Here is a 26,707-nt window from a genome sequence, read left to right as displayed (position 1 = left end):
GGAAGATCTTTTCTCGTCGTGCACTTGGCGCGGTAGTGGGACCGCGTTGGATTTTCCGCCGGATCGGTTGGATCGGGGTTGGATCCGGGCGTCACAACTGCGCGTACCACTCCCGCAGCTCGTCCCGGCCCGCGACGCCGACCGCGGCGTAGATCTTGGTCAGCGACTTGGCGACGGTGTTCTCCGCGCGGTCCAGCCTCGCGGCGATCTGCGCGTTCGACAGCCCCTGCGCGACCAGCCGCACGAGGTCCCGCTCGCGGTCGGTCAGCTGCGCCCAACCCGGCCACAGCAGCTCTGCCGTGGCCAGGCGGCAGTCGCGTCCGCGCTGGTAGGCGGGGTTGTAGATCTCGTCGAAGGTGGTCTCGCCCAGCTGCTGGCGGGCGATGTTCTGCGCGTGTCCCACGGTTTCCCACAGGCCCCGCATCCCGTGCATCGCGACTCCGGTGCTGTGCGTCATCCCGTCGAGCAGACCTGAGCGCTCGGCCACCAGGCGGTGGTCGCCGATCGCGCCGGCGAGCCCCGCCGCCACCCAGGTCCAGCCGGCCGGGCCCCACCGGTCGTCGAGCCCCCGCTGGACGGGCAGCGCCGCGTGCAGCAGGGATTCCGCCTCGCTCCGGGCGGCGGGGTCGTGGGGCCGGTGCAGCACCAAGTACGCCGCGCGCGCCCACTGCGACCACGTGATGTGCCAGGTCGCCCGGCTGGCCTGGGCGTCCGCCAGGAACTCGGCGGTGACGGCGTCGGCGATCTCCTCCTCGCCGGTGATCGCGGCGCCGAAGGACCGGAACATCGCCAGCAGCCCCATGTCGCTGCGGAACTCGGGCTGCGCGAAAACCGGGCTGCGGCACAGCTCCTCCATCGCCGCCATGCTCTCGGCGGGGTCGACGGACTCGCGGTGCCCCAGCGAGATCGCGATCGCTTCGGCGAGAACTGGTTGGGGCAGGGCCGCGCCGAGCTCGTCGGTGAGTGCTTGCGCTTCGGACAGGAACTCGTCGGCGGTGTCCTTGTCGCCGCGGCAGACAGCGAGGACGGACACCGCCGCCAACGCCATGGCCCGCAGCTCGTCCCGCTCGGTGTAGGTGGTCAGCAGCCGCTCGAAGTGCTCCTGGGCTTCCGGCTGCCTGCCGGACAGGAACGGCACGCGCGTGCGGACGATGTGCAGCAGCAGCTCGATCCCGGCAGCGCTCCGGCCGCGCCGCGCGCACCAGGCGATCGCGCTGTGCGCGTCGTCCTGCAGGTCGCGGCAGAGCGTGAGCCAGTGCGCCTCGTCCGGGCCCAACCACTGCTGCGCGGCCTCGCGGTAGGTGCGCAGGAGCCAGTCGTAGTGGCGCTGCCGGACTTCCTCGGCTTCGCCGGCCTGCGCGGCGCGCGCATCGCCGTGCTGGCGGATGGGTTCCAGCAACCGGTATCGGGAGTGCCCGTCGCGGGGCGCTTCCACCGTCACGATGGACTGCCACTTCAGGGCGCTGAGAACGCGCGCGACGGCGGATTCGGGCAGGTCGTCGAACCCGCACACCGCTTCCGCGGCCTCCAGCGTGAAGCCGCCGGCGAACACGCTGAGGCGCTGCCACAACGTCCGCTCCTGCGGCGTGCACAGATCCCAGGACAGCTCCATGACCTGGTGGAACGACCGGTGCGACCGGTCGGCGTCAGTGTCCTGCTGCTGGCGGTCGGTGGGGCGGTCGGCGTGCAGGAGCGTGGCCAACCGGCGCTCGACGTCGCTGGGGGACAGGTTCGAGGAGGCGACCGCGAGGATCTCGATCGCGAGGGGGAGGTTGTCGCCCGCCCGGCACAGGCGGGTGATCTCCGCTTCGTGCTCGGCGACGGGGAAGTCGCCGCGCGCGTCGAGCAGCCGGTCCTCGAACAGCTCCTTCGCGGCGCCCGCGGCCAGCGGGGTGAGCGGGTTGAGGTGCTCGCCGCCCAGCGCCAGGCCGTGGCGGGAGGTGGCCAGCACGGTGACCCCGGGCTCGGTGAGCAGCGTTCGGAGCAGGTCCCGGACCGCGTTGAGGAGATGCTCGCAGTTGTCGAGCACGATCAGCAGGTCCTTGCCCGCCACCTCGTCCATCAGGACCTGCATCGGCTCCCGGGTGGCGACGTGCGTGCTGCCGAGCGCGGCGGCCAAGCGCCGGGGCAGCTGGTGGTCCTCGCCGAACGGCCGGAGGTCCATCCACACGACGCCGTCGCGCCAGGCACCGTCCGCGTGGGCGGCGTGCGCGATCTCCAGCGCCAGGCGGGTCTTGCCGACCCCACCCGGCCCGGTCAAGGTGACCAGGCGCTTCCTGGTCAGCAGGTCGCGCAGCTGCGCGAACTCGGTGTCCCGCCCGATGAACGCGTTGATGTTGATCGGCAGCGCCATTCGTCCCCCTAGACCCCCGAATTCGGCCGCGTCGATGGTAATCGCGAGCCGGTGCCGACCAGGGCTCGTGAGCGGCGGGGCCGGGGAAACCACGACTCCGGCGGTGTTGCGGAGCCGACCGGGCGGCGATGATCGGCGGAAGCGGTTCGGTCTCCGGGAGGGGCAGGATGGGGCACGCTTTCGACGACATCACCGTTGACGAGCTGCGCGCTCGCGGTGGCTTGAAGTGGACGTTGCACCCGGACGCGCTCGGCGCCTTCGTCGCGGAGATGGACTTCCCGACCGCGCCGCCGGTGATGCGGGCGGTGCGCTCCGCGGTGGAGGCGATGAACTTCGGCTACACGCCGCCGCACCTGATCGACGAGATGACGCGGGCCTGCGCCGACTGGCAGGCGCGGCGGCACGGCTGGCGCGTGGATCCCGGGTGGATCACGGCGATTCCCGACGTGCACCGGGCCTTGGCCATCGCGGTGGACCACTTCTCCCGGCCCGGCAGCGCGGTGATCATGCCGACGCCCGGCTACATGCCGTTCCTGGAAGTGCCCGGCGAGCTCGGCCGCGAGGTCATCACGGTGCCGATGGTCCGCGACGGCGCGCGGTTCGTCCTCGACCTGGACGCGTTGGACGCGGCGTTCCGGGCCGGCGGCCACCTCTTGGTGCTGTGCAACCCGCACAACCCGCTCGGCCGGGTGTTCACGCCGGACGAGCTGGCCGCGGTCTGCGAGGTGGTGGACCGGCACGGCGGGCGGGTGTTCGCCGACGAGATCCACGCTCCGCTGGTCTACCCCGGGCACCAGCACGTTCCTTACGCGTCGCTGTCGGAGACCGCGGCCGGGCACGCGGTGACGGCCACTGCGGCGACCAAGGCGTGGAACGTGCCCGGGTTGAAGTGCGCCCAGTTCATCGTGAGCAACGACGCCGACGCCGCGACCTTGGCCGCAGCGGGCGCGCTCGCGGTGCACGGAGCGGGAATGCACGGCGTGCTCGCCACGACCGCCGCCTACACCGAAGGCGAGCCGTGGCTGGCCGAGGTGATCGACTACCTGGACGGCAACAGGCGCGCGGTGGCGGAGCTGCTCGCCGAACACCTGCCCGAGGTCGGCTACGTCGTGCCGGAGGGCACCTACCTGGGCTGGCTGGACTTCCGAGCGCTCGACCTCGGCGACCACCCCGCCGAGTTCTTCCTGGCGAAGGCGCGGGTCGCGCTCACCGATGGACCGGCGTGCGGCGCGGAGGGGCGCGGTCACGCGCGGCTGAATTTCGCCACGCCGCGACCCGTCCTGGAGCAGATCATCACGGGGCTGGCCGAGGCGGTGCGGGGCTGATGCCGTGAGGGGTCCCGACACACCGGGGCGTGTTGGGAAACAACGGGAAGCGCCGGGTCAGGCGCGCACCTTAGGGGCTTCTCGCCGGGTCGGTGCGCACCCTGCCAGCGATCGAGACCGCGATGTGATCTCCTTGATTCCGTTCGGAGTCCAGGCGAGGTAGGGGTCATGTTCGGTCGAAATGCCCGGTCGCGTTCCATCGCGGTCGCAACGCTGATGTGCGCCGTGCTGGCGGGTTGCACCAACGCCCCGCAGCCACCGCAGCAGGGCGCGCCGACGACTGCCGAGTCGCTGCCCGGGACCGGGGTGCCGCGGGTGACCCCGCAGCCGAAGGAGATCCGGCGGATCGGCGACGACATCGCCGTGCGGGACAAGGTCGAGCTGGTGGTCGACGAGCTGGTCGACAAGCCCACCAGGGACCTGGCCACCCAGGTGCTGAAGATGGCCGGGGCGAGCGAGGTCGTGGTGCGCGAGCCGGGGCAGGAGCCCGCGAGCGACGCTGCGCTGCGCATCCAGATCGGCGGCCGGAATTCGCAGGCCGTGTCGGAGGGCCTGCGCGCCCTGGACTTCGTCGCTCCGGAGAAGGTGCCGGCCGAGGGTTACGTGCTGGCCGGTCGCGGCGGCACGGATCCCGCGATGGTCATCGGCGCTTCCGATGCGGCGGGCGCGTACTACGGCGTGCAGACGCTGCGCCAGCTCGCCTCGCCAGGTCGCCTCGCCGGTGTCGCGATCTCCGACCACCCGGACATGCCGGTGCGCGGCAGCATCGAGGGCTTCTACGGTCCACCGTGGACGCACCAGCAGCGCATGGACCAGCTGGCCTTCTACGGCGACGTCAAGTTCAACACCTACATCTACGCGCCCAAGGACGACCCGTACCACCGGGAGAAGTGGCGCGAGCCGTACCCGGCGGACGAGTTCGCCTCGGTGCAGCAGCTGATCGGGCAGGCCGCCGCGCACCACGTGAAGTTCACCTTCGCGCTCTCGCCCGGCGTTTCGATCTGCTACACCGACGAATCGGACTTCCGCGCGCTGGTGGCCAAGCTGCAGGCCGTCTACGACGCTGGCGTGCGGGACTTCTCCGTGCCGCTGGACGACATCACCTACACGCGGTGGAACTGCGACGGCGACAAGGCCAAGTACGGCAGCCCGTCGCAGGGCGCGGCCGGTCAGGCGCAGGCGGATCTGCTCAACCGCGTGCAGCACGAGTTCGTCGACACCCACCCCGGGGTGACGCCGCTGCAGTTCGTGCCGACGGAGTACTCCGACGTGGAAGATTCGCCGTACAAGACGGCGATCCGCGAGACGCTGGACCCGCGGGTGCTGACGATGTGGACCGGGGATGGCGTGATTCCGCGCCAGATCACGGTTTCCGACGCCAAGCAGGCCGAGAAGGTCTGGGGCCGCAAGCTCTTCTTGTGGGACAACTACCCGGTCAACGACTTCGACGGCTCGGTCGGCCGCGTGCTGCTCGGCACCTACGAGAAGCGCGAGCCGGGGCTGAACCAGCAGCTCACCGGTGGCGTGGTGAACCCGATGAACCTGGCGGCGGCGAGCAAGGTCGTGGAGTTCGGGGCGGCCGACTTCTACTGGAACGACAAGGATTTCAACGCCCAGCGGGCCTGGAAGGCAGCGGCCGACTACCTGGCGGGCCAGCGCGCCGCGGGTGAGAACCCGGGCCTGGCAGCCGATCCGGCGACCGCCGGTGCGCTGCTGGTGTTCTTCGACCTGGAGCACATGGGGCCGCTGCCCAGCGGGCGCGCGTGGCTGCCGCAGGCGCCGGAGCTGTCCCGCCGCATCGAGCAGTTCCAGGCGGCGTGGGGCAGCGGCGACCGCGCGAAGGCGGTGCGGGAGCTGCGCGAGTACGCGCAGGCGATCGCCGACGCGCCCGGCCGCATCGAACGGGGAGCGCCGAAGGACTTCGTCTCGGACGTCGAACCCTGGCTGAACGCCACCGGGCTCTGGGGAGAGGCGATGGTGGCCTCGCTCGACGGGCTGCAGGCGCGGGTGAACGGCGACGAGGCGGCGGCGTCCGGGCACTTCGCCGAGGCGCAGCAGCTCGCCTCGCGCGCCGGGCAGATCCGAACCGTCCCGGGCAAGGTCCGCCCCCAGGGGCCGGTCCACGTGGGAGACGGCGTGCTGGACACCTTCGTCGAACAGGCGCCCGGCCTGCGCTGATCACTCCTCCTCGGGAACGACCAGCCAGCAGACCAGGTAGAGGAGGGTGCCGGCGCCGAAGCCGAACAGCGTCGCGGCGATGAGCCCCACCCGGACCAGGACGGGGTCCACGCCGAGGGCCTTGCCGGCCCCGCCGCACAGCCCGGCGATCATCCGCTCGTCGCGGCTGCGCCGGAACTTCTTGCTCGAGGTGTCGGTGTTCGCGGTGGTGATGCTGGGGATCTCTTCAGCCATGCCTAGATCCTGCGCGGAGAACGCCCCCACCACGTCCGGGAACAACCCCGAGCAACCCCTGATCCAGCCCTGACGACCCTGGGATCAGGCGGTGCAGGGGCGGTGGATGTCGAGCAGGTTCGCGCCGGTCTGTTCCCAGCGGTCGTACAGGGCGTCGCGGCCGTAGCGGGCGACCAGCTGGGCTTCGCCCCGGGTGATCGGGACGAGGGTGATGAGCTGCAGGACAGGTTGCCCGGAGTCGTCGAGCAGGACGTCGAACTCGTCGCCGAGGTAGGGGTGCGGTGCGGCGAGGGCTCCGGCGATCTCGGACTCCGGCAGCAGGACCCGGTCGTTCATGATCAGCGCGCCGTACCCGACGCGGCTGTTCGACCCGGTCAGCAGTTCGGCGATCACTCCGGCCAGGTGCCGGGCGTGCAGTTCTTGATCGGCCTGCAGCGTGCACACCAGTTCCTGCGGCAGCGGCGCACCGGCGGTGCGATCGCGCAAACCGCTGGTCAGCACGGTGACGTGCGCGCCGTCCGGGTGGTCGCAGTAGACCAGGTCGTAGCCCCGGTCGCGCCCACCGGCCATCCGGCTGTGGGCACCGCGAACCCGCCCGACGTGCTTCTCGATGTGCGCGGGGAACCCGCTGAACCGACTCAAAGCGCCCCCTTTCCGAAGCCGCCGAGATCCTATCCGCGCCCCGACCGGGTCCGCGCCGACGCCAGCGTCCGCAGCAGGCGCACCCACCAGGACCAGCGGGCCGGTTCCCGGACTGCGCCCGTGGTGGACCGCTCGGCCTTGTCGAGGCAGTCCTCGAGCAGTGCATCGTGCAGCGGGCGCCACACCAGCGGCCAGGTGATCAGGGCTGGTCCTCGGAGGTGGATGGACAGCAGGTGGTGCAGCGAGGTGCGGTCGTCTTCGCGTTGCACCGCGAACTCGTGGAATCCGTCGAAGCCGCGTGGGGTGGTGAAGCGGAACCGGATCCAGCGTCCGGGGGCGTACCCGGTGATCCGGTAGCGCACCGGCCCGTGCCCTCCTCGGGCGCCGACTCCCAACGGGCGGTCGAACCGCATCGGTGGCCACGCGCGGTCCGGCCACAACTGGTCCTGTGGGCTCGCCAGCGAGTCGATCAGGGCTCCGGCGGTGTCCTCGTCCACCGGCAGACATCGCACGTGCACGTTCCGGACGGCCATCGGACCTCCCATTTTAGATAGTTCTCTCTAAAACAGTATTGGAGCCTATCCTCCAATACATGGGAAGGCCTCCACGGCACGACGCCGATCGACTCCTGGACGCTGCCGTCGAGCTGGCCGCGGAAGCCGGGCCGCGCGGCGTGACGATGGCGGCGGTCGCGCGAGCCGCGGGCGCCCCGAGCGGCTCGGTCTACCACCGGTTCCCGGATCGGACCGCGCTGCTGTCCGAGCTGTGGCTGCGCACCGTCACCCGGTTCCAGGACGGCTTCCTCGCCGCTGTTCAAGCGCCGCCCCGGGAAGCAGCGGTCGCCGCGGCGCGCCACGTCCTCGAGTGGTGCCGCGAGCACCCGGCCGAGGCCGACGTGCTGCTCGCGGGCCCCGGTGCCTACGGTTTCGCGGATTGGCCCGCCGAAGCCCGCGAACGCCTGGAGAAGGGGAACGCGCAGGTGGACGAGGCCCTCGGCGGTTTGGCGGAGCGGCTCGGCCGGTCCGGGGAGAGCGGCCGGGCCAGGGTGTTCCTGGCCGTGGTGGACCTGCCCCTCGCGGTGGTCCGGCGGCACCTGGGGCGGGGTGGGCCGATCCCGGACTTGGAGGTTGGCACAGTCACCGACGCGGTCCAGGACTTGCTGGCCGGATGATCGGATGATCGCCTTCGCGGTGGTTGTTCGCATACGCTCGCGGTATGGCGGTGGATGACGCGTTCGACCTGAAGTCCCCGGCCGCAGTCGCCGAAGCGCTGGACAGCACCGGGTACCTGCCCGACGACGGCATCGCCACTGCGGCGTTCCTGGCGATGCGGATGCAGCGCCCGCTGCTGTGCGAGGGCGAGCCGGGCACCGGAAAGACCGCGCTGGCGCAGGCCTTGGCCACTGCGCTCGGGGTGGACCTGATCCGGCTGCAGTGCCACGAGGGCATCGACGCGGCGCAGGCGCTCTACGACTGGGATTTCCCGCGGCAGCTGCTGCACCTGCGCACCCTGGAGGCCGCCGCCGGGGGAGAACTGGACGCTGAGGCCGCCGAATCCTCCCTCTACACCCGCAGGTTCCTGCTCGCGAGGCCGTTGTTGCGGGCGCTGCAGGAGTCGCCGTGCGTGCTGCTGGTCGACGAGATCGACCGCGCCGACGACGAGTTCGAGGCCTTCCTGCTCGAGGTGCTGTCGGAATACGCGGTCACCATTCCGGAGTTCGGAGTGGTGTCGGCGGTCCAGCCGCCGATCGTCGTCCTCACGTCCAACCGGACCCGCGAGGTGCACGACGCGTTGAAGCGCCGCTGCCTCTACCACTGGCTGGAGCACCCGGGCCTGGAGCGCGAGGTGGCGATCCTGCGGCGCCGGCTGCCGGGGCTCGACCGGCGGCTGGCCGAGCAGGTGGCCGCGACCGTGCAGCGGATGCGGCAGATGGAGCTGCTCAAGCCGCCGGGCGTGGCCGAAGCGCTGGACTGGGCGCAGGCCCTGCAGGCGCTGGAGCAGGACGAACTGGACACCGAGGTGGCTGCGACGACGCTGGGCGCGGTGCTCAAGTACCGCGAGGACGCGGAGCGCGTGCGCGCCTCCGGCGTCCTCACCGCCGAGCGCTGAGCGGATCCCGAAGGGGGGCGGAATGCACACCGTGACCGGGCTGGTCGGGTTCGCGCGTGCCCTGCGGCATTCCGGCATGGCCTGCGGACCGACGCGCGTGCAGGCCTTCCTCGCCGCAGTGGAGCAGGTCGGCCTCGACCGCGACGCGGTCTTCTGGGCGGGCCGCCTGACGCTGTGCTCCGACCCGGACGACCTGCCGCGCTACAACGCGGCCTTCGAATCCTGGTTCGGTTCTGCGGAGGCGCCCACCGAGCCGGTGGGCCGTCCGCTGCCGCGCCCTTCGCAGATCGCCGCGCTGACCGCGGTCGACGCCGGTGACCAGGACGGCGACGCGGACCGGCCGCTGGCGGCCGCGGCCAGCGACGCCGAAGTCCTGCGCCGACGCGACCTGTCCGAACTCGGCGTGCCGGAGCGCGAACACCTGCGGCGGATGCTCGCGGTGCTGCGCCCCGAACCGCCGTCGCGCCCAGCGCTCCGGCGTCGCGGCAGCAAGCGCGGCTCGCTGAGCTCCCGCGCCACGCTGCGCGAGATGCTGCGTTCCGGCGGCGAGCCGGTGCGGCTGCGGAGGCAGCGCCGTTCCCGGAGGCCGCGGCGGGTCGTGCTGCTGATCGACGTCTCGGGCTCGATGAGCCCGTACGCGGACGCGCTGCTGCGGTTCGCCCACGTCGTGGTGCGCAGATCGCCCGCCAGCACCGAGGTCTTCACGCTCGGCACGAGGATGACGCGGGTGAGCAGGCAGCTGCGGCAACGAGATCCGGAAGCCGCGCTGCTCGCCGCTTCCCACGCGGTACCGGACTTCTCCGGCGGCACCCGCCTCGGCGAAACGCTCCGGGTGTTCCTGGACCGGTGGGGGCAGCGGGGTGTCGCGCGCGGATCGGTGGTCGTGCTGTTCTCCGACGGCTGGGAGCGCGGCGACGCCACCGAGCTCGCCGACCAGATGCGTCGGCTGCGGCGCTTGGCCCGCGCGGTGATCTGGGCGAACCCGCACGCCGGCCACGACGGCTACCAGCCGGTCCAGTCCGGGATCGTCGCGGCGATGCCGCACGTGGACCGGATGGTCGCCGGGCACAGCCTGCGGTCGCTGGAGGACGTCTGGTCCTGGGTCCGCCGGCTGTCCCAACCAGGTGCCGGAGGAACGAAATGCCAGAACTAGCAACGATTCCCCGCGGCTCCGCCGCAAATTCCATTGAAATCGGACGTCCGATTTCAATGGAATTTGGACCTGGGATTTCCATTGAACTTGCGGACGCACGCGGCATCGAGGGCCGCGCCGGTGAGAGCGGAGGTGCGCTGTGCGCGACGTGCTGGACGAGTTGACCAAGCGGTGGGAGTCGGGCGAGTCCATCGGGCTGGGCACCGTGGTCGCGACGTTCCGCTCGGCACCCCGGCCGCCGGGCGCTTCGATGCTGGTGACCAGCGAGGGCGAGGCGTTCGGCAGCGTTTCGGGCGGTTGCGTCGAGGGTGCCGTCTACGAAGAGGCGACGGCGGTGCTGGAGGGCTCCGAGCCGGTCGTGCGGCGCTACGGCGTCAGCGATGACGACGCCTTCGCGGTCGGCCTGACCTGCGGCGGGATCTTGGACGTCTTCGTGGAGAAGGTCGATCGCGAGACCTTCCCCGAGCTGGACGAGGTCGCCGCGTCGGTGCGCGCGGAAGAACCGGTCGCCGTCGTGACCGTCGTGGAGCACCCCGACGAGGCGAAGGTCGGTGCGCACCTGCTGGTCTGGCGCGAGCGCAGCAGCGGCGGCCTGGGCTCGCCGCGGATCGACGACGCGGTGCTCGACGACGCGCGCGGCATGCTGGCCAGCGGTCGCAGCGGGGTGATCGAGTACGGCCCCGAAGGCCAGCGCCGCGGCGAAGGGCTGCGGGTGTTCGTGAACTCCTTCGAACCGCCGCCGCGGATGCTGGTGTTCGGCGCGATCGACTTCGCCGCCGCGATGGCCCGGATGGGCGGTTTCCTCGGCTACCGCGTGACGGTGTGCGACGCGCGCCCGGTGTTCGCGACGCACAGCAGGTTCCCTGGCGTCGACGACGTCGTCGTGGACTGGCCGCACCGCTACCTCGAGGCCGAGGCGGCGGCGGGCAGGGTCGACGAGCGCACCGCGGTCATGGTCCTCACCCACGACCCGAAGTTCGACGTGCCGGTGCTGGAGGCAGCGCTGCGCCTGAACCTCGGCTACGTCGGGGCGATGGGCTCCCGCCGGACCCACGACGACCGCCTCAAGCGCCTCCGCGAGCAGGGCCTCACCGAGGAGGAGCTGACCAAGCTGTCCTCTCCGATCGGCCTCGACCTGGGCGCCCGCACCCCGGAGGAGACCGCGGTCTCCATCGCAGCGGAACTGATCGCCCTCCGCTGGGGCGGCAAGGGCGTCCGCCTGACCGACGTCGAGGGCCCCATCCACCACCACGAGTGATCGGCCTGCTCAAGGCCCGTGAGCACTTTGGGTTGCTATGACGACCCAAAGTGCTCACGGGCTCTGACCTGCCGAGGAACTGTTTCGCCTGGTGAGTGCCCGTGAGTACTTCGTGGTGCTATGGCACCGGAAAGTGCTCACGGGCCATGACCTGCGGAACCAGTCGCCAGGCCGGGGGAACGGACAGTGATCCCGCTGCCGGCGCGGTTGCCGCGAACGGCCGGTGCCGATCACGCATTGCGATCTCACCTCCATTCTTTTGCGCGCTTGCTCGGGTCCGTGTGGCGTAGCAGGCTCTACCGGTGTGACTCCCGTCACCCAGGCGGAGTAGTCCTTGTTCCCGACCGTCCGCGCACCGCGGGCCAGTCCCTCCCGAGGAGGCCGCCCAAATGCCGCGCATCACCGTCAACGTCGACGGCTCCAAGTACACCGACGAGGTCGAGCCGCGCATGCTGCTCGTCCAGTACCTCCGCGAACGACTAGGCAAGGTGGGCACAGTCGTCGGTTGCGACACCAGCAACTGCGGCGCGTGCACCGTCCACCTGGACGGCCACAGCGTGAAGTCCTGCTCCGTCCTCGCGGTGCAGGCCGATGGGCACGACGTGACCACCATCGAGGGCCTCGCCCAGGACGGCAAGCTGCACCCGCTGCAGGAGGCCTTCCACGACAACCACGCCCTGCAGTGCGGGTTCTGCACCCCGGGCATGATCATGCAGGCGCTCGACCTGCTCGCCGAGGTCCGCGACCCCGACGACCAGCAGATCCGGGAGGGCATGGAGGGCAACCTCTGCCGCTGCACCGGCTACCAGAACATCGTCCGCGCCGTGTCCGACGCCGCGCAGCGCATGCAGCCGGGCGCCGGGCCGGAGGCCGAGCACACCGAGGACACCCCGGCGCCGCGAACACCCGCCGACGCCGACGTCCAGCCGAAGGTGACGGGAGGACGGCAGTCATGACCTCGGTCCTGGAACCCGAACTGGGGCGCGCTCGCAAGCGCAAGGAGGACGCGCGGCTGATCACCGGCCGCACTCGCTGGACCGACAACCTCAACCCCGCAGGCACCCTGCACCTGGCGATCCTGCGCAGCCCCGTCGCGCACGCCCGGATCAGGTCGATCGACACCGACGCGGCCCGGCAGATGTCCGGCGTGACCGCGGTGTTCACCGGCCGGGACATCGCCGACGAGCAGGGCAGCCTGCCGTGCGCGTGGCCGATCACCGAGGACATGAAGGCCCCGCCGGCCCCGCCGATGGCGGTCGACGAGGTGCGCTTCGCCGGGGAGGCGGTGGCGGTCGTCGCGGCCCGCAGCCCCGCCGAGGCGCGCGACGCGCTGGACGCCATCGACGTCGACTACGACGACCTGCCGGTGGTGCTGGACATGGAAGCCGCGCTGCAGGCGGATTCCCCGCTGGTGCACGAAGACCTCGGCACCAACCGCAACGCCACCTGGACCTTCGACTCGGCGGAAGCCGGAACCGGTGGTGACGTCGAGGAGGCGCTGCGCAGCTCGGAGGTGCGCGTCGAGCGGACCTTCCGGCAGCAGCGGCTGATCCCGGCGTTCATGGAGCCGCGCTCGGTGGTCGTCGACCCGACCGGTGAGCAGATCACCATGTGGTCGGCCACCCAGGTGCCGCACATCCTGCGGCTGATGCTGGCCATGTCGCTGGGCGTGCCGGAGCAGAAGATCCGGGTCATCGCCCCGGACGTGGGCGGCGGGTTCGGCGGCAAGCTGCAGGTGACGCCGGAGGAGTTCATCGCCTTCGTGCTGGCCCGCAAGCTCGGAAAACCGGTGAAGTGGACCGAATCCCGTTCCGAGACCATGGTTTCCGGGCACCACGGCCGCGACCAGATCCAGAAGCTGTCGATGTCGGCCACCCGCGACGGCCGGATCACCGGGCTGAAGGTCGAGCTGCTCGCCGACATGGGCGCCTACCTGCGCCTGGTCACGCCGGGCATCCCGATCCTCGGCGCGTTCATGTTCAACTCGATCTACAAGATCCCCGCCTACCACTTCAGCTGCACCAACGTGTTCACCAACAAGACGCCGACCGACGCCTATCGCGGTGCTGGTCGTCCGGAGGCGACGTTCGCCATCGAGCGGATGATGGACGAGCTCGCCGCCGAGCTCGGCGTGGATCCGATGGAGGTGCGGCGCAAGAACTGGATCGCGCACGAGGAGTTCCCGTACGACACGGTCGCCGGGCTGACCTACGACTCCGGCAACTACGAGGCCGCCACCGACAAGGCGGTGGAGCTGTTCGGCTACCAGGCGCTGCGCGCGGAGCAGGAGGAGCGGCGGCGCACCGGCGACCCGGTGCAGCTGGGCATCGGCATCTCGACGTTCACCGAGATGTGCGGGCTGGCCCCGTCGCGGGTGCTGGGTTCGCTGTCCTACGGCGCCGGAGGTTGGGAGCACGCCTCGATCCGCGTGCTGCCGACCGGGAAGGTCGAGGTCGTCACCGGGACCTCCCCGCACGGGCAGGGGCACGAGACGGCGTGGAGCCAGATCGTGGCCGACCGGCTGGGCGTGCCGTTCGAGGACGTCGAGGTGCTGCACGGCGACACCCAGATCTCGCCGAAGGGCCTGGACACCTACGGTTCCCGGTCGCTCGCGGTCGGCGGCATGGCGGTGGTGGCGGCGGCCGACAAGGTCGTGGAGAAGGCCAAGAAGATCGCCGCGCACATGCTGGAGTGCAGCGAGGACGACGTGGAGTTCACCTCCGGTCGCTTCGGCGTCCGCGGCACCGACCGCGGCACAGCGCTCGGCGAGGTCGCACTGGCCGCGTTCGCCGCGCACGACCTGCCCGACGGCGTGGAGCCGAACCTCGACGCCGACGCCACCTTCGACCCGGAGAACTTCTCCTTCCCGCACGGAACCCACCTGTGCGCGGCGGAGGTGGACACCGAGACCGGGCAGGTGAAGATCCGCGAGTACGTCTGCGTGGACGACATCGGCGCCGTGATCAACCCGCTGATCGTGGAAGGCCAGGTGCACGGCGGGCTGGCGCAGGGCATCGCGCAGGCGCTGTTCGAGGAGGCCGTGTACGACGAGACCGGCACCCTCACCACCGGCACGCTGGCCGACTACCTGGTGCCGTCGGCGGCCGACCTGCCGGAGTTCACCACCGACCGCACCGAAACCCGCGCGACGTCGAACGCGTTGGGGGTCAAGGGAGTCGGCGAGGCGGGCACCATCGCCTCGACACCCGCGGTGGTGAACGCGGTGGTCGACGCGCTGCGGCCGATGGGCGTCTCCGACGTGGAGATGCCGTGCTCGCCGCAGCGGGTGTGGCGCGCCATCACCGGTGCGCGCGAAAGCGGTGTCACCGCACCGGAAGCCGGTGGCGGACTCGGTTCGACGAACCCCCAGGGAGGTGCCCGGTGATCCCCGCCCAGTTCGAATACCTCGCACCCTCCACAGTGGAGGAAGCGGTGACCGCGCTCGCCGAGCTCGGCGACGACGCCAAGGTGCTGGCCGGTGGGCAGAGCCTGCTGCCGGTGCTGCGGATGCGGCTGGCCGACCCGCAACTGCTGGTCGACCTCAACCGCATCGAGGAGCTGCGCGGCATCCGCGAGGACGGCGACTCGCTGGTGATCGGCGCGATGACGACCCACCACGACGTGCTGCGGGATCCGCTGGTGCAGCAGCACGCCGAGCTGATCGCGCTGGCCACCCGCACGGTCGCCGACCCGCAGGTCCGCCACCGCGGCACCTTCGGCGGATCCCTCGCCCACGCCGACCCGGCCGGTGACCTGCCGGCCCCGGCGCTGGCGCTGGACGCGTCGATGGTGCTGGTCGGCCCGTCCGGGCGGCGCACCGTCCCCGCGGCGGAGTTCTTCGTCGACTACTTCACCACCGCGCTGGAGCCCGGCGAACTGCTGGTCGAGGTGCGGATGCCGAAGTGGACCGGCTGGCGCGCGCACTACGAGAAGTTCAACCGGGTCGCGCAGGCGTGGTCCATCGTCGGCGTGGCGGCAGCGGTGCGGGTCGCCGAGGGCCGCATCGCCGAAGCCCGCATCGGCCTGACCAACATGGGCCCGACGCCGATCCGAGCGACCGGGGTCGAACAGGCCCTGGTCGGCGGGCCCGCGACGGCGGAAGCCATCCGCGAAGCGGCCCGCCACGCGGCGGAGGGCACCAGCCCGACGGCCGACGCCAGCGCCGACGTCGACTACCGCGAGCACCTCGCGGAAGTCCTCACCGGCAGAGCGGTCCTCGCCGCCGCAGGCGGCTGACGCAACCCCCTCTGGCCGCGGCTCCCCGGAGCCGCGGCCAGAGCTCGTCACCCGCCTGGGTGCCGTGGTTCCGCAGTTTCAATTGAAACTGTGATCCGTTGTGCCTGGGATACGCAGTTTCAATTGAAACTGCGGTCCACCGGGTCGCCCGGTCGGGTGGAGTTGGGGACGGCCGGTGGTGGGGGTTGTTTCGGCGTTCGGCGGTGCGCCGGATGCCTCTCAATGATCCGAATGGGGTATCCGTCAGGCGTCGGGGCTGGGAAGCTGGTAGGCGCAGCCTCAGCAGTAGTGCGGCCCGATCCACCGGGCCGAGTTCGTTCGAACCAGGAGGACTCCCCGTGCAGATGCAGCACCAGTTCAGCGTTCCGGTGCCGGTCGAGGTGGCCTGGCAGGCGCTGCTCGACCCGGAGCGGGTCGCACCGTGCATGCCCGGCGCCACGCTCACCAAGGCCGAGGGCAACGAGTTCTCCGGCTCGGTGAAGGTCAAGCTCGGCCCGGTCACCCTGCTCTACAAGGGGAAGGGCACCTTCAAGGAGGTCGACGAGGAAGCCCGCCGCGTGGTCATCGACGCCAGCGGCAAGGACTCCCGCGGCAGCGGCACCGCCGCCGCGACCGTCGCCGCGGTCCTCAAGTCCGAGGGCGACAGCACCGCGGTCACCGTCGACACCGACCTCAAGGTCACCGGCAAGCCCGCGCAGCTGGGCCGCGGCCTGATCTCCGAGGTCGGCGGCAAGATCCTGAACCAGTTCGCGGCCAACCTGGCGGAGCAGCTCACCGAGGAGGGTGCACCGGCGGCAGCCGGGAAGCCCGAAGCGGCCGGCGAAGCCGCAGCGGCGAAGCCCGCGGAGGCGAAGCCCGCGGCAGCGGCCGGCGGCGAGGCGCGCGCCGCAGGCGCGGAGAAGCCGAGCTGGCGGGTCACGCCGGCAGGCGAGGGCGCGGAGGAGCCGGCGCCGAAGGCGGCCGGCGTCAAGGCGACCGCCGTGCCGGACAACGAGGCGATCGACCTCCTCGGCACGGCCGGGGCCCCGGTCCTCAAGCGCCTCGCCCCGGCCGCGATCGCCGTCGTGGCCCTGGGCGTGATCTTCCGTCTCATCCGCCGTCGTCGTCGCCGTCGCGCCTGACCTCTACCGTCACCCGGGTGCTGATCTCGCGAGATCTTCGCCCGGCCGCGTCGTTCAGACCCGGGTGACGGTCGCAGGAAGGGCCTTGGCTACCTGCGGAAACGTGGTTCAGGCGCGGGTGAGGGCGTTGACGCGGGCGAGGCGTTCGAGCCAGTAGTGCTGGACGTCGGCCGTGGGGGTCGCCGCTGCGACCAGGGCCGGGTCCGGTTCCGGCGGGCGGCGGAGCACCGGGAGGTGCCCGTCCACCGGGAGCAGGGAGTCGGCGACGACATCGCCGTCGAGCAGCGCCATCGTGCCCAGCCCGCAGGCGAACGGGAGTTCCGGCAGCGCCCCGGCCAGGGCCAACTGCGCGGCGAGTCCGATGCTCGTCTCCACCGCTGAGGACACCACGCACGGGAGCCCGCACGCCTCGGCCACGCGCAGCGCTTGGCGCACCCCGCCCAACGGCGTCGCCTTGATGATCGCCACGTCCGCGGCCCCGGCCACCGCGACCCGCAGCGGATCCTCCGCCCGGCGGATGCTCTCGTCAGCGGCGATGCGCACGTCGACCTGGCGCCGGACCGCGGCGAGCTCCTCCACCGACGGGCAAGGCTGCTCGGCGTACTCCAAACCCCCGGCGGCCCGGTCCAGCTCGCGGATCCGGGGGACCGCCGCGTCGACGTCCCAAGCCGCGTTCGCGTCCACCCGGATCGCGCCGCCCGGACCCAGCGCGTCGCGCACGGCGGCAACCCGCTCGACGTCCTCGCCGGGATCCTGCCCGGGCTCGGCGACCTTGACCTTCGCCGTGCGGCACCCGGACGCCGCGACGATCGCGTACGCCTTGTCCGCGCCCACCGCCGGAACGGTGCAGTTCACCGGAATGCTCGTGCGCACCGGCTCGGGCCAGGGCTCGCTGCACGCCTCCAGGGCGGCCTTCAGCCACGGCACCGCCTGGGCGTCGTCGTAGTCCTCGAACGGGCAGAACTCGCCCCACCCGGCAGGGCCGCTGAGCAGAACCCCGCGCCGGACCGTGACCCCGCGGAACTTGTTGCGCATCGGCAACGCGTAAACCCGCACCGCATCCAGTTCCGCCAGCTCGATCGTCGCAGGATCCATGCCCCGATCCTTTCAGCAGCCCGCCGCCGCGGCGCGCCAAGGCTCAGGCGACGCTGGGGCGGCCGAGGTCGAAGACGTCGACTTCGAAGCGGGCCCACTGCTGGCGCAGGGCCGTCACCCCGTTGTCGAGGATGTAGTTCAGCTCGCCGAGGGTCACCGGGAGCAGCGTGAAGACCTGGAGCTGCTCGATGCCGTCCGGGTCGGTGAACCTGGTGAACTCCGGCGGGAACATCGGGTGGCCGCTGGCCAGCACGCCGTGGAACTCGGTGCCCGGCAGCAGCGGTTCCTCGTTCGGCACGATCTGGTCGGGCACCAGGTAGGTGCGCTGCTGCACCAGCACCTCGGCGGTGAGGTCGACCAGGTGCTTCGCCGCTTCGGCCTGCTCCTTGTAGACCGTGCAGGCCAGTTCCTGGGCCGGTTCGGCGCCGAGCGGCTGGAAGCGCAGCCCGCTGCTGATCACGGTGGTCAGGTGGTACTGCTCGAGTTGGAAGAAGACCAGTCCGTAGCCGCGGTTCCGGCCTTGGACGTTCGGGGGTTCGGCCGCGGTGGGGGTCCCGGCGTGGCGTTCGAGGTTCTCCGCGAGTCCGATGAACCGGTGCGCCCCGCCCAGCGCGGTGCGTTCCTGCTCGGTGGTCATCCGATCTCCAGTGTCCTGCTTGCGGTGCTCGCTCGCACCCGTCTTCCTCTCGTGCGCCCGGGCCCGATCAGCGGTCACCCGTTGCGGTGGTCGAACCACAGTTTCAATTGAAACTGCGATCCCACTGACCGCCGGTCCGGCCCCCGAATGCCGCATCCGGACGGACGTGCCTGGTCAGCTCGCGTGCGTCCACCGCAACCGTATCGGCTACCAGCCCCATCGTGGACACATTTGGGTGACAGCTGACCGGGTGTGTCTGGAAATTGTTGTCACCCGACGTCCGGAATTGCGGGACCGAGCAGGTCGTCGGCGTCCACGATCCGGTAGGCGTAGCCCTGCTCGGCGAGGAACCGCTGCCGGTGCGCCGCGTAGTCGGTGTCCAGCGTGTCCCGCGAGACAACCGAGTAGAAGTGCGCCTGCTTGCCGTCGGCCTTCGGCCGCAGCAGCCGACCGAGCCGCTGCGCCTCCTCCTGCCGGGATCCGAAGGTGCCCGACACCTGCACGGCCACCGACGCCTCCGGCAGGTCGATGGAGAAGTTCGCGACCTTCGACACCACCAGCCGGCTGATCTCGCCGTTCCGGAACGCGTCGAACAGCGCTTCGCGCTCCTTGTTCTTCGTCGAGCCCTCCACGATCGGCGCGTCCAGCGCCGCGCCGAGGTCGTGCAGCTGGTCCAGGTAGGCGCCGATGACCAGGGCCGGTTCGCCGGGGTGCTGGTCCAGGATCGCCTTGACCACCGGGGCCTTGGTGCGCGCCGTGGAGCACAGCTTGTAGCGCTCCTCGGCCTCCGCCGTGGCGTACTCCAGGCGCTCGTTGTCGGTCAGCGTCACGCGGACCTCGACGCAGTCGGCTGGCGCGATCCAGCCCTGCGCCTCGATGTCCTTCCACGGCGCGTCGTAGCGCTTGGGCCCGATCAGCGAGAACACGTCGCCTTCGCGGCCGTCCTCGCGGACCAGCGTCGCGGTCAGCCCGAGGCGGCGCCGGGACTGCAGGTCGGCGGTCATCCGGAACACCGGCGCGGGCAGCAGGTGCACCTCGTCGTAGACCACCAGGCCCCAGTCGCGGGAGTCGAACAGCTCCAGGTGCTTGTACTCGCCCTTGGAGCGGCGGGTGATCACCTGGTAGGTGGCGATGGTGACCGGCCGGATCTCCTTCTTCTCGCCGGAGTACTCGCCGATCTCGTCCTCGGTCAGCGAGGTCCGCTCGATCAGCTCCCGCTTCCACTGCCGACCCGCGACGGTGTTGGTGACCAGGATCAACGTGGTCGCCTGCGCCTCGGCCATGGCGGCCGCGCCGACCATCGTCTTGCCCGCGCCGCAGGGCAGCACCACGACGCCGGACCCGCCGGCCCAGAACGACTGCACCGCCTGCGCCTGGTAGTCGCGCAGCTTCCAGCCGACCTGCTCCAGGTTGATCGGGTGCGCCTCGCCGTCGACGTAACCGGCCAGGTCCTCGGCGGGCCAGCTGACCTTGAGCAGCATCTGCTTGAGCCGCCCGCGCTCGCTGGGGTGCACCACGACGGTGTCGTCGTCGATGCGCTGCCCCAGCATCGGGGTGATCTTCTTGTTCCGCAGGATCTCCTCGAGCACCGCCCGGTCGAACGACTTCAGCACCAGCCCGTGCGCGGGGTCGTTGACCAGCTGCAACCGCCCGAAGCGCCCCATCGTCTCGACGATGTCGACCAGCAGCGGCTGCGGCACGGGGTAGCGCGAGAAGCGCACCAGCCCGTCCACCACCTGCTCCGCGTCGTGCCCGGCGGCGCGCGCGTTCCACAGCGCCAGCGGGGTGATGCGGTAGGTGTGCACGTGCTCCGGGGCGCGTTCCAGCTCCGCGAACGGGGCGATGGCGGTGCGCGCATCATCGGCCAGCGCGTGGTCGACTTCGAGCAGCAGCGTCTTGTCGGACTGGACGATCAGGGGTCCGTCGGTCACGGGTGCGCAGCTCCCTCAGGTCGGACGGTTTCTCCGCAGGTGATCGTGACTCGCCCGAACGCGTCGCCGTCCGCTTCGGTGCCGGACGGCGCGGGGGCGCTCGTCACGCGACAGTGACGAGGGTACTTGTCCGAACCGGTCGCGTGGCGCCACGAGGTGCGACGAGCGCGACAGGGCGCCTCAGCGGGCCGGGATGACCAGCCGCACGGCGGTTCCACCGGAGTCGCTGGTCCGGGCTGCCACCGTCCCGCCGTGCCGCGCGGCGATCTCGCTGACCAGCGCCAGTCCGAGCCCGTAGCGCCGGGGCCCGTCGCCGGTGCTGTCGGCTGCGGAGGAGAACCGCTCGAAGAGCGCGGGGAGGACGGCGGGATCGATGCCCGGGCCGTCGTCGACCACCTCGATGACCTCGGAACGCCCCTCGGTGCGGAGCACCACCCGCACTTCGCTGCGCGCGTGCCGGATGGCGTTGTCCAGCAGCGCGTTGAGGGCGCGCAGCAGGCCTGCGTCGAAGCCGACGACCTCCACCGGGCCGGTCGCGTCGAGGCGCACCGAGATGCCGCGCTGCTCGGCGCTCGGCCCGGCGGCCTCCACCGCTCGTTCGGCGAGTTCGGTCAGGGCGACCGGCTGCACGGGCATCTCACCGCGCGGGTCGGCGGTGAGGAGCAGGTCTTCCAGGATCGTCGCGAGCCGGTCGGCATCACCGACCAGCCCGTCCACCTCGGGGCGGATGCGATCGGGTTCGGCGGACCGGTCGAGCTTGCGGCGGATCAACTGGGCGCGGGTGCTCAGCAGCGTCAGCGGAGTGCGCAGCTCGTGGCTGGCATCGGCCACGAACCGGCGTTGCAGCGCCAGCGCCTCCGCTAGCGGCGTCACCGCGCGTCGCCCCAACCAGGCGCCGGCGAGTCCCGCCAGCACCAGTCCCGCTGCTCCGGCGATCCCCAGCGCCTGCACGATGCGCACGCGTTCGGCGTGCGAGTCGCGCATGCTCAGCACGGCTTGCACGACGTCGGTTCCGCGCGGTTCGGTCCGGACGTAGTACTCGCGGCCGCCGACCACGACGTCCGCGGACCGCGCTGCGCCGTCCTGCGCTGTCCGGCGCAGGGACTCCTCGTCGGGGAATCCGGGCGGCAGCCCCGGGGAAGCCTGATCCCGCGCTCCCGAGCGGATCACCAGCCACACCCCGGTCGGCGGGTCGCCGACGTCGTCGGAGCGGGCGATCGCGGCACCCACCAGCTCGTCCCTGGACCGGTGCTGGTCGTGCACCACGACCAGGAGCGTGACCGCGGCGAGCACCAGCGCTGCGGCAGCGACCGCCCCGGCCATCTGGATGCCGAGGCGCAGTTGCGCCTTCCGGATCAGCGCAGCTTCCGGGGAGCGCTCCCGCCGGGCGGTCATCCCGAGCGCCCCAGCTGGTAGCCGCGGCCGCGCACCGTGTCGACGATGCGCTTGCCCAGCTTGCGGCGCAGGTAGTGCACGTAGGTGTCGACGACGACGGGGCTCCCGGCACCGTCGAACACCAGCCGGAGCAGGTCGTCGCGGCTGAACACCTGCCGCGGGCGGGTCGCGAGCAGGGCGAGCAGCGCGCATTCGCGTTCCGACAGCCGGACCGGTTCGCCCGCTGCTCCGGTGGCCAGCCGACCGTCGAGGTCCAGGCTGCCTCCCGGCAGGGGGAGCGTTCGCGCGGTGTCGAGGTGCCTGCGCCGCAAGGCCCGCAGGCGCGCGAGGAGTTCCTCGATGTCGAAGGGCTTCGGCAGGTAGTCCTCGGCGCCCGCCTCCAGACCGGCCACCCGGTCCGCCGGGTTGCCCAGCGCGGACAGCACCAGCACCGGGGTCGCCACGCCTCGCATCCGCAGCCGGGTGAGCAGGTCGAGCCCGTCGATCGCGGGCAGCCCGCGGTCCAGCACGACCACCTCGTAGGTCCGGGTCAACCCCAGGTGCAGCCCGCGCTGGCCGTCGGCCGCCACGTCGACCGCGTACCCCTCGTCGGTCAGCAGCGAGGTCAGCATGCCGGCCAGCTCCGCATCGTCCTCGACCAGCAGCAGCCGGGGGTGGGAGGCGGAGTCGCAGGTCATGGCGTCCATTCTTACCGCCGCGATCCGGATGCCAGGAGTTCCGGCGTCACCACCGGCTCGCCGAGGAGCGGAGACCGGTGCACCACGCGCTCGTCGTCGACGGCGAACACCAGGCAGCCGGGCTGCTCGGCCACCCAGGCGATGCCGTCGGCGCCCATCGCGAACGCGGCCGTCGAGACCGCGTCGGCGGTGGTGAGATCGGGGGCCAGCACGGTCAGGCCCAGCAGGCCGCGTGCCGGGCGGCCGGTCCGGCCGTCGACGACGTGCGCCCCGCGTTCGTAGGCGCCGGAGGTGGCGACCGCGCAGTCGCGCACGCCGAACACCGCGCACACCTGGTCCGCGAGCTGCGGGTGGCGAATTCCCACCTGCCACGCGCGGCCCGGCTCCGGCTCGCCGACCGCGAGCACGTCCCCACCCGCGTTGAGGCAGAAGCTGTCGGCTCCAGCAGCGCGCAACAGCTGCCCCGCCCGCTGCACCGCCCATCCCTTCACCACCCCGCAGGGGTCGAAGGCGCGCCCCGGTCGCCAGGCGTTGAACGCCCCGCCGCTGCTCCGCTGGTACTGCAGGCAGAGGTCGATGATCTCGGTGAGCTCCGGGCTGGCGCGCTCGGGCCAACCGCGGACCTCGCTGCCCTCCCGGAAGGGGCTGAAGCGGCGATCCACCTCGCGCAGCCAGTCGAAGGCGCGCTCCGCGGCGGCCCGCACCGGGGGCGCGGCAGACCGCACGTCCATCGAGATGGGTAGGCCCATGATGTGCTCGACGCGCCGGATCGGGCCGGACATCGCTACCGGCTCCGGGTGTCGATCGCGGCCTGCAGGGACTCGGCGTAGGCCTCGCTGGTCGTGGTGGCGCCGGACACCGCATCGAGCTTCGCGCTCTGCGCTTGCAGGGCTTCCTGCCGCAGCACCGGGGCAGCGCTGTCCGCGATCCGCCTGCTGTGCCGGTCGGAGGGCTCGGTGATCAGCTGCGCGTCGGTGATCTCGTTGCCGGTGAACACCACCCGGACCTGGTACGGGCCGTACTCGGTCCGCACCACCGAGCCGTCGATCGTGCGGCCTCCGGCCGCCGAGCTCGTCGGCGGCGGTGCGGTGCGCACCTCGGATCCCGGCGAAGCGTGCGCCGGTTCGGTGCTCGGTTGGTACCGGACCAGGGGAACCAGCCCGGCGATCGCGAGGGCCAGGACCGCGCCGAGACGTCGCATCTCACCACTCCTCATGCTGCGAAGGCGAATCGTTCGGTGCGGCACTGGCCGCGCGGCACACCGAGGGCGAGCAGCGCGTCGACGACCGCTTCGGCCATGCCGGGCGGACCGCAGAGGAAGACGTCGCGCTGCCGGACACCCGGGACCAGGGCAGCGATGTGCTGCGGGCCCATGATCGGCCCGTAGCGGCCCACGGCGGTGGAGGGGCCGACGACGACGTGCAGCTGCGCGCCGCACCGGTGTGCCAGCCAGCGCAGTTCGGGCACCAGCACGGCTTCCCGCTGCTCGCGGACGCGGTAGATCACGACGACGTCCTGCCCGGTCCAGGAGAACTCCTCGAGCAGCGCCCGGATCGGCGTGACTCCGACGCCTCCTGCCACCAGCAGGACCCCGCGCTGGGTGCGCTCCTCGGCGGTGAAGGCGCCGTATGGCCCCTCGGCGAGCACCCGCGTGCCAGGGCGCAGATCGCGCAGGGCGGCGCTCCCGCTGCCCAGCGCTTTCACGGTGATGCGCAGCGATTTCCCGTCGGGAGCCGCCGACAGCGAATACGGATGTGTTTGTGCCCAGAGGCCTTCGGCCAGGAACCGCCACAGGAAGAACTGGCCGGCCCGAGCGGGGAGCCGGTCCAGGTGCCGGCCGCCGATGCGGACCGACACCACGTCCGGGCCTTCCGGGACCACCGCCAGCACCCGGAGGTCGTGCCGGACCACTCGCAGCAGCGGCATCAGGAAGCGGAACGCCAGGACCGCGCCGAGAGCCCCGCCGTAGAGGGTCCACCAGTAGATCCGCCCGACCGGGCTGCTCGCGAAGTCGTTCCCGAGCTCCACCTGGTGCAGGAAGCCGAGCACCACGGCCGCGTAGGCGCCGAGGTGCAGGAGGTGCCAGGTCTCGTAGCGCATCCGACGCCGAGCGGCCCGCGCGGAGGTGACCGCCACCAGCCCGAGCAGAGCGGTGCCCGCTGCGGCGAGCGTGAGCTCCCCGCCGCCGAGCACCAGCGATCCGAACTCCGGCAGCACCGAGCTGTTGTCCTGCGCGGCGTACCCGACGGTGGTCAGCACGACGTGCGCCAGCACCAGCCACAGGACCCAGGTACCGGTCCACCGGTGCCAGCTCGTGAGCCGGTCCATGCCGAGCCGCCGCTCCAACCAGGGCACGCGCGCGATGAGCACGAGCTGGAGCACCAGCACCAGAGCACCGCCGAGCCCGGCCAACCGGCCCAGTGCCAGCACGAACGCCGTCGGCCCGGTGAGCGAGTCCAGCTCGCCGCCGAGCACGAAGAGGTCGAGCACCCACATCGCGTTGAGCGCCAGCAGGGCCACGAGCCACCACTGGGCGTCGCGGGACCTGCTCCGGATCCGTTCTGCTCGCACGCCGTCGAGTCTCGACGGCATTCCTGGGAAGAACCTTGGAACCGCCGGGAGCGCGCTCTGCGAGCGGGATCGCGCCGCATATCTGCCGTTCTCGCACCTGAGTCGGGGTGGGCGGTTAGCCTTCTTGCGGTGAACGAAAATACGGAGGAGCAGTGAGCTACCCACCGCAAGACCCCTACGGCTCGCAGTCGGGGCCGTACTCGGGGCAGTACCCCAGCGGGCAGTACCCGACCGGCGGCTATCCGCAGCAGGGCGGCTCGGACGACTTCTGGCGGCAGGTCGCCGGTAGCCAGCCCCAGCCGCCGATGCCGCCGCAGAAGAAGCGCACCGGGCTGGTCCTCGGCCTGGTCGGCGCCGGGGTCGCGGTGGTCGCGGTGATCGTCCTCGTGGTCGTGCTGAGCATCAACGCGGGCAACAAGAAGCCCGAGGCGAATCCGAAGCCGGGCGGCACCGTCGACACGAGCCGGACCTCGGAGACGACGTCGGAGGCCGGCAACGCCCCGATCACGGTGGGCGACTGCATCGGGCTGCTCGACCAGGGCGGCGGCGAGATGACCTCGGAGACCTGCGGAACCCCCGACTCCGACTACGAGGTCGTGAAGGTCTCCAACGGCACCAACCGCGACGTGTGCGGTGACGACTACAGCAACGTCATCGACGGCACGACCTACTGCATCGTCCTCGACGTCGTGGAGGGCGACTGCGTCACGCCCTACGACGCGGCGGAGGACCGGATCCCGCTGAAGCTGGACTGCTCCGAGGCCCAGGACCAGATCACCAAGGTCGCGCCCCGCGGCGACCCGGCCGTGGTCTGCGGCCCGGGCGACGGCTACTACAACTTCGCGGACAAGATGTTCTGCTTCAACGACGTCAAGGGCGCCTGAGCGCCCGTCTTTCGCGGTCGGAGTGCCCGGCGGGTTCGATCTCGCCGGGCACTTCTGCGTCTCCGGCCCGCGTGACTTGGGTTGCAGTGCGGTCAAAACGATCACGCCGGGTCGGTGGATTGGTTAGATTCACGCCGTTTTCAGCCCGATCGACTGGGGATTTCGTGACGCAGCCTCCGCAATTCGGCCACTACCCGCAGCAACCCCAGTGGGGTCCGCCGCAGCAAGTTCCCGGTGGTCCGCCGCCGATGCCGCAGCAGCCGATGCCCCAGCAGGGATGGGCACCGCAGCAGCCGGTGCAGCAGATGCCGCCGCAAGGCGGTTACCCGGGCGGCCCGCCTCCGCAGCCCCCGCAGGGCGGTTTCGGCCCGCCGCCGCCGATGCCTCCGCCGCAGAAGTCGAGCGCCGGCACCCTGAAGGTGCTGAAGCTGGTCGGCACCGTGGTCCTCGGCATCGTCCTGCTCGTGGTCGGGCTGATCGTGCGCAGCATGGACGGCGGCGGGATCGCCGAGGGCGAGTGCGTGAACGTCACCAACGCCAGCACGGTCCGCCCGCAGTGGGAGTCGGCCCCCTGCGGCTCGCAGGAGTCCGACTACAAGGTCGCCGAGCAGCACGACGGGCGGGCGAACTGCGGCGAGGAGTACGCGTCGGTCGAGAAGCGCGGCGACTACGCGCTGTGCATGGTGCCGGACCTCAAGGTCGGGGACTGCACGGACGACCCGATCACCGGCATCGCCGTCAAGATCTCGTGCTCCGCCCCGGATGCCTCGCTGGAGGTCACCACCGTGGTCAACGACAGCCGCGGCGACCCGGCGTGCACCGACGAGGCCGACCAGTACCAGGCCTGGAACAAGCCGCCGCTCACCATCTGCTGGAAGTCGGTCTGATCGGCGGGGGTGGCGGTTTCG

24 protein-coding genes are annotated in these 26,707 nt (G+C 71.5%); 12 read left to right on the top strand and 12 right to left on the bottom strand.

Features of this window, described 5'->3' with window-relative positions:
* Nucleotides 1-91: 91 nt before the first annotated feature.
* Nucleotides 92-2,353 carry an ATP-binding protein gene (locus tag OU415_RS30480; RefSeq protein WP_270952851.1) on the bottom strand — a complete coding sequence of 754 codons (2,262 nt, stop codon included), beginning with the start codon at nt 2,351-2,353 and terminating at the stop codon, nt 92-94.
* A gap of 167 nt (nt 2,354-2,520) precedes the next feature.
* On the opposite strand from OU415_RS30480, the gene OU415_RS30475 reads away from it, so the two are divergent.
* A complete protein-coding gene (locus OU415_RS30475; RefSeq protein ID WP_270952850.1) occupies nt 2,521-3,678 on the top strand; it encodes a MalY/PatB family protein in 1,158 nt (385 codons plus the stop codon).
* Nucleotides 3,679-3,846: 168 nt separating this feature from the next.
* Nucleotides 3,847-5,856, top strand: a complete 2,010-nt coding sequence (locus OU415_RS30470; RefSeq protein ID WP_270952849.1) for a beta-N-acetylhexosaminidase family protein — start codon at nt 3,847-3,849, stop codon at nt 5,854-5,856.
* Here the strand turns inward: OU415_RS30470 and OU415_RS30465 are convergent, their stop codons facing one another.
* The 3 genes from OU415_RS30465 to OU415_RS30455 form a co-directional block, all read right to left on the bottom strand.
* Complete coding sequence (locus OU415_RS30465; protein ID WP_270952848.1) at nt 5,857-6,090, bottom strand: PspC domain-containing protein; 234 nt, start codon at nt 6,088-6,090, stop codon at nt 5,857-5,859.
* Nucleotides 6,091-6,174: 84 nt separating this feature from the next.
* Nucleotides 6,175-6,732 carry a suppressor of fused domain protein gene (locus tag OU415_RS30460; RefSeq protein ID WP_270952847.1) on the bottom strand — a complete coding sequence of 186 codons (558 nt, stop codon included), beginning with the start codon at nt 6,730-6,732 and terminating at the stop codon, nt 6,175-6,177.
* Nucleotides 6,733-6,761: 29 nt separating this feature from the next.
* Nucleotides 6,762-7,265 carry an SRPBCC family protein gene (locus OU415_RS30455; protein WP_270952846.1) on the bottom strand — a complete coding sequence of 168 codons (504 nt, stop codon included), beginning with the start codon at nt 7,263-7,265 and terminating at the stop codon, nt 6,762-6,764.
* A 59-nt stretch (nt 7,266-7,324) separates the two neighbouring features.
* Here OU415_RS30455 and OU415_RS30450 point away from each other — a divergent pair, with 59 nt between their 5' ends.
* From OU415_RS30450 to OU415_RS30415, 8 genes are all read left to right on the top strand, one after another.
* Nucleotides 7,325-7,903 (top strand): TetR/AcrR family transcriptional regulator, encoded by a 579-nt coding sequence (locus OU415_RS30450; protein ID WP_270952845.1) that lies wholly within the window; start codon nt 7,325-7,327, stop codon nt 7,901-7,903.
* A gap of 44 nt (nt 7,904-7,947) precedes the next feature.
* Entirely contained in the window at nt 7,948-8,841 is an 894-nt protein-coding gene (locus tag OU415_RS30445; protein WP_270952844.1) for an AAA family ATPase, read from the top strand.
* Between the two features lie 22 nt (nt 8,842-8,863).
* Nucleotides 8,864-9,994 (top strand): vWA domain-containing protein, encoded by a 1,131-nt coding sequence (locus OU415_RS30440; RefSeq protein ID WP_270952843.1) that lies wholly within the window; start codon nt 8,864-8,866, stop codon nt 9,992-9,994.
* 139 nt (nt 9,995-10,133) lie between these two features.
* Nucleotides 10,134-11,252: an XdhC family protein gene (locus tag OU415_RS30435; RefSeq protein WP_270952842.1), complete on the top strand. Its 1,119-nt coding sequence runs from the start codon at nt 10,134-10,136 to the stop codon at nt 11,250-11,252.
* 389 nt (nt 11,253-11,641) lie between these two features.
* The gene (locus tag OU415_RS30430) at nt 11,642-12,208 is read left to right on the top strand and encodes a (2Fe-2S)-binding protein (RefSeq protein WP_270952841.1); all 567 of its coding nucleotides are present in this window, start codon (nt 11,642-11,644) and stop codon (nt 12,206-12,208) included.
* Nucleotides 12,205-14,637, top strand: a complete 2,433-nt coding sequence (locus OU415_RS30425; protein ID WP_270952840.1) for a xanthine dehydrogenase family protein molybdopterin-binding subunit — start codon at nt 12,205-12,207, stop codon at nt 14,635-14,637. The genes OU415_RS30430 and OU415_RS30425 overlap by 4 nt, the downstream gene beginning before the upstream one ends.
* The gene (locus tag OU415_RS30420; RefSeq protein WP_270952839.1) at nt 14,634-15,488 is read left to right on the top strand and encodes an FAD binding domain-containing protein; all 855 of its coding nucleotides are present in this window, start codon (nt 14,634-14,636) and stop codon (nt 15,486-15,488) included. Before OU415_RS30425 ends, OU415_RS30420 begins: the two co-directional genes overlap by 4 nt.
* A gap of 338 nt (nt 15,489-15,826) precedes the next feature.
* Complete coding sequence (locus tag OU415_RS30415; RefSeq protein WP_270952838.1) at nt 15,827-16,609, top strand: SRPBCC family protein; 783 nt, start codon at nt 15,827-15,829, stop codon at nt 16,607-16,609.
* A 108-nt stretch (nt 16,610-16,717) separates the two neighbouring features.
* Here OU415_RS30415 and OU415_RS30410 read toward each other — a convergent pair whose 3' ends face one another.
* From OU415_RS30410 to OU415_RS30375, 8 genes are all read right to left on the bottom strand, one after another.
* On the bottom strand, nt 16,718-17,704 hold the full coding sequence (locus OU415_RS30410) for an o-succinylbenzoate synthase (RefSeq protein ID WP_270952837.1): 987 nt from the start codon (nt 17,702-17,704) through the stop codon (nt 16,718-16,720).
* A gap of 43 nt (nt 17,705-17,747) precedes the next feature.
* The gene (locus tag OU415_RS30405; RefSeq protein ID WP_270952836.1) at nt 17,748-18,341 is read right to left on the bottom strand and encodes a suppressor of fused domain protein; all 594 of its coding nucleotides are present in this window, start codon (nt 18,339-18,341) and stop codon (nt 17,748-17,750) included.
* Nucleotides 18,342-18,610: 269 nt separating this feature from the next.
* Entirely contained in the window at nt 18,611-20,272 is a 1,662-nt protein-coding gene (locus OU415_RS30400) for a DNA repair helicase XPB (protein ID WP_270952835.1), read from the bottom strand.
* Between the two features lie 180 nt (nt 20,273-20,452).
* Nucleotides 20,453-21,667, bottom strand: a complete 1,215-nt coding sequence (locus OU415_RS30395) for a sensor histidine kinase (protein ID WP_270952834.1) — start codon at nt 21,665-21,667, stop codon at nt 20,453-20,455.
* Nucleotides 21,664-22,344, bottom strand: a complete 681-nt coding sequence (locus tag OU415_RS30390) for a response regulator transcription factor (protein ID WP_270952833.1) — start codon at nt 22,342-22,344, stop codon at nt 21,664-21,666. The genes OU415_RS30395 and OU415_RS30390 overlap by 4 nt, the downstream gene beginning before the upstream one ends.
* Nucleotides 22,345-22,355: 11 nt before the next feature.
* Nucleotides 22,356-23,126, bottom strand: coding sequence for an FAD:protein FMN transferase (locus OU415_RS30385; RefSeq protein ID WP_270952831.1), 771 nt, complete (start codon nt 23,124-23,126; stop codon nt 22,356-22,358).
* Between the two features lie 2 nt (nt 23,127-23,128).
* Nucleotides 23,129-23,545: an FMN-binding protein gene (locus OU415_RS30380; RefSeq protein ID WP_270952829.1), complete on the bottom strand. Its 417-nt coding sequence runs from the start codon at nt 23,543-23,545 to the stop codon at nt 23,129-23,131.
* 11 nt (nt 23,546-23,556) lie between these two features.
* Nucleotides 23,557-24,915 (bottom strand): ferredoxin reductase family protein, encoded by a 1,359-nt coding sequence (locus OU415_RS30375; protein WP_270952828.1) that lies wholly within the window; start codon nt 24,913-24,915, stop codon nt 23,557-23,559.
* 152 nt (nt 24,916-25,067) lie between these two features.
* On the opposite strand from OU415_RS30375, the gene OU415_RS30370 reads away from it, so the two are divergent.
* Together OU415_RS30370 and OU415_RS30365 are read left to right on the top strand one after the other, a co-directional pair.
* Nucleotides 25,068-25,799, top strand: a complete 732-nt coding sequence (locus OU415_RS30370) for a hypothetical protein (RefSeq protein WP_270952827.1) — start codon at nt 25,068-25,070, stop codon at nt 25,797-25,799.
* A 164-nt stretch (nt 25,800-25,963) separates the two neighbouring features.
* Complete coding sequence (locus tag OU415_RS30365) at nt 25,964-26,686, top strand: LppU/SCO3897 family protein (protein ID WP_270952826.1); 723 nt, start codon at nt 25,964-25,966, stop codon at nt 26,684-26,686.
* Nucleotides 26,687-26,707: the final 21 nt, after the last annotated feature.

Origin of the sequence: Saccharopolyspora oryzae (assembly GCF_027853915.1) — a bacterium.
GTDB lineage: Bacteria > Actinomycetota > Actinomycetes > Mycobacteriales > Pseudonocardiaceae > Saccharopolyspora > Saccharopolyspora oryzae.
The sequence above is the reverse complement of the archived record's forward strand: the minus strand, read 5'-3'. Positions and strand labels throughout refer to the sequence as shown.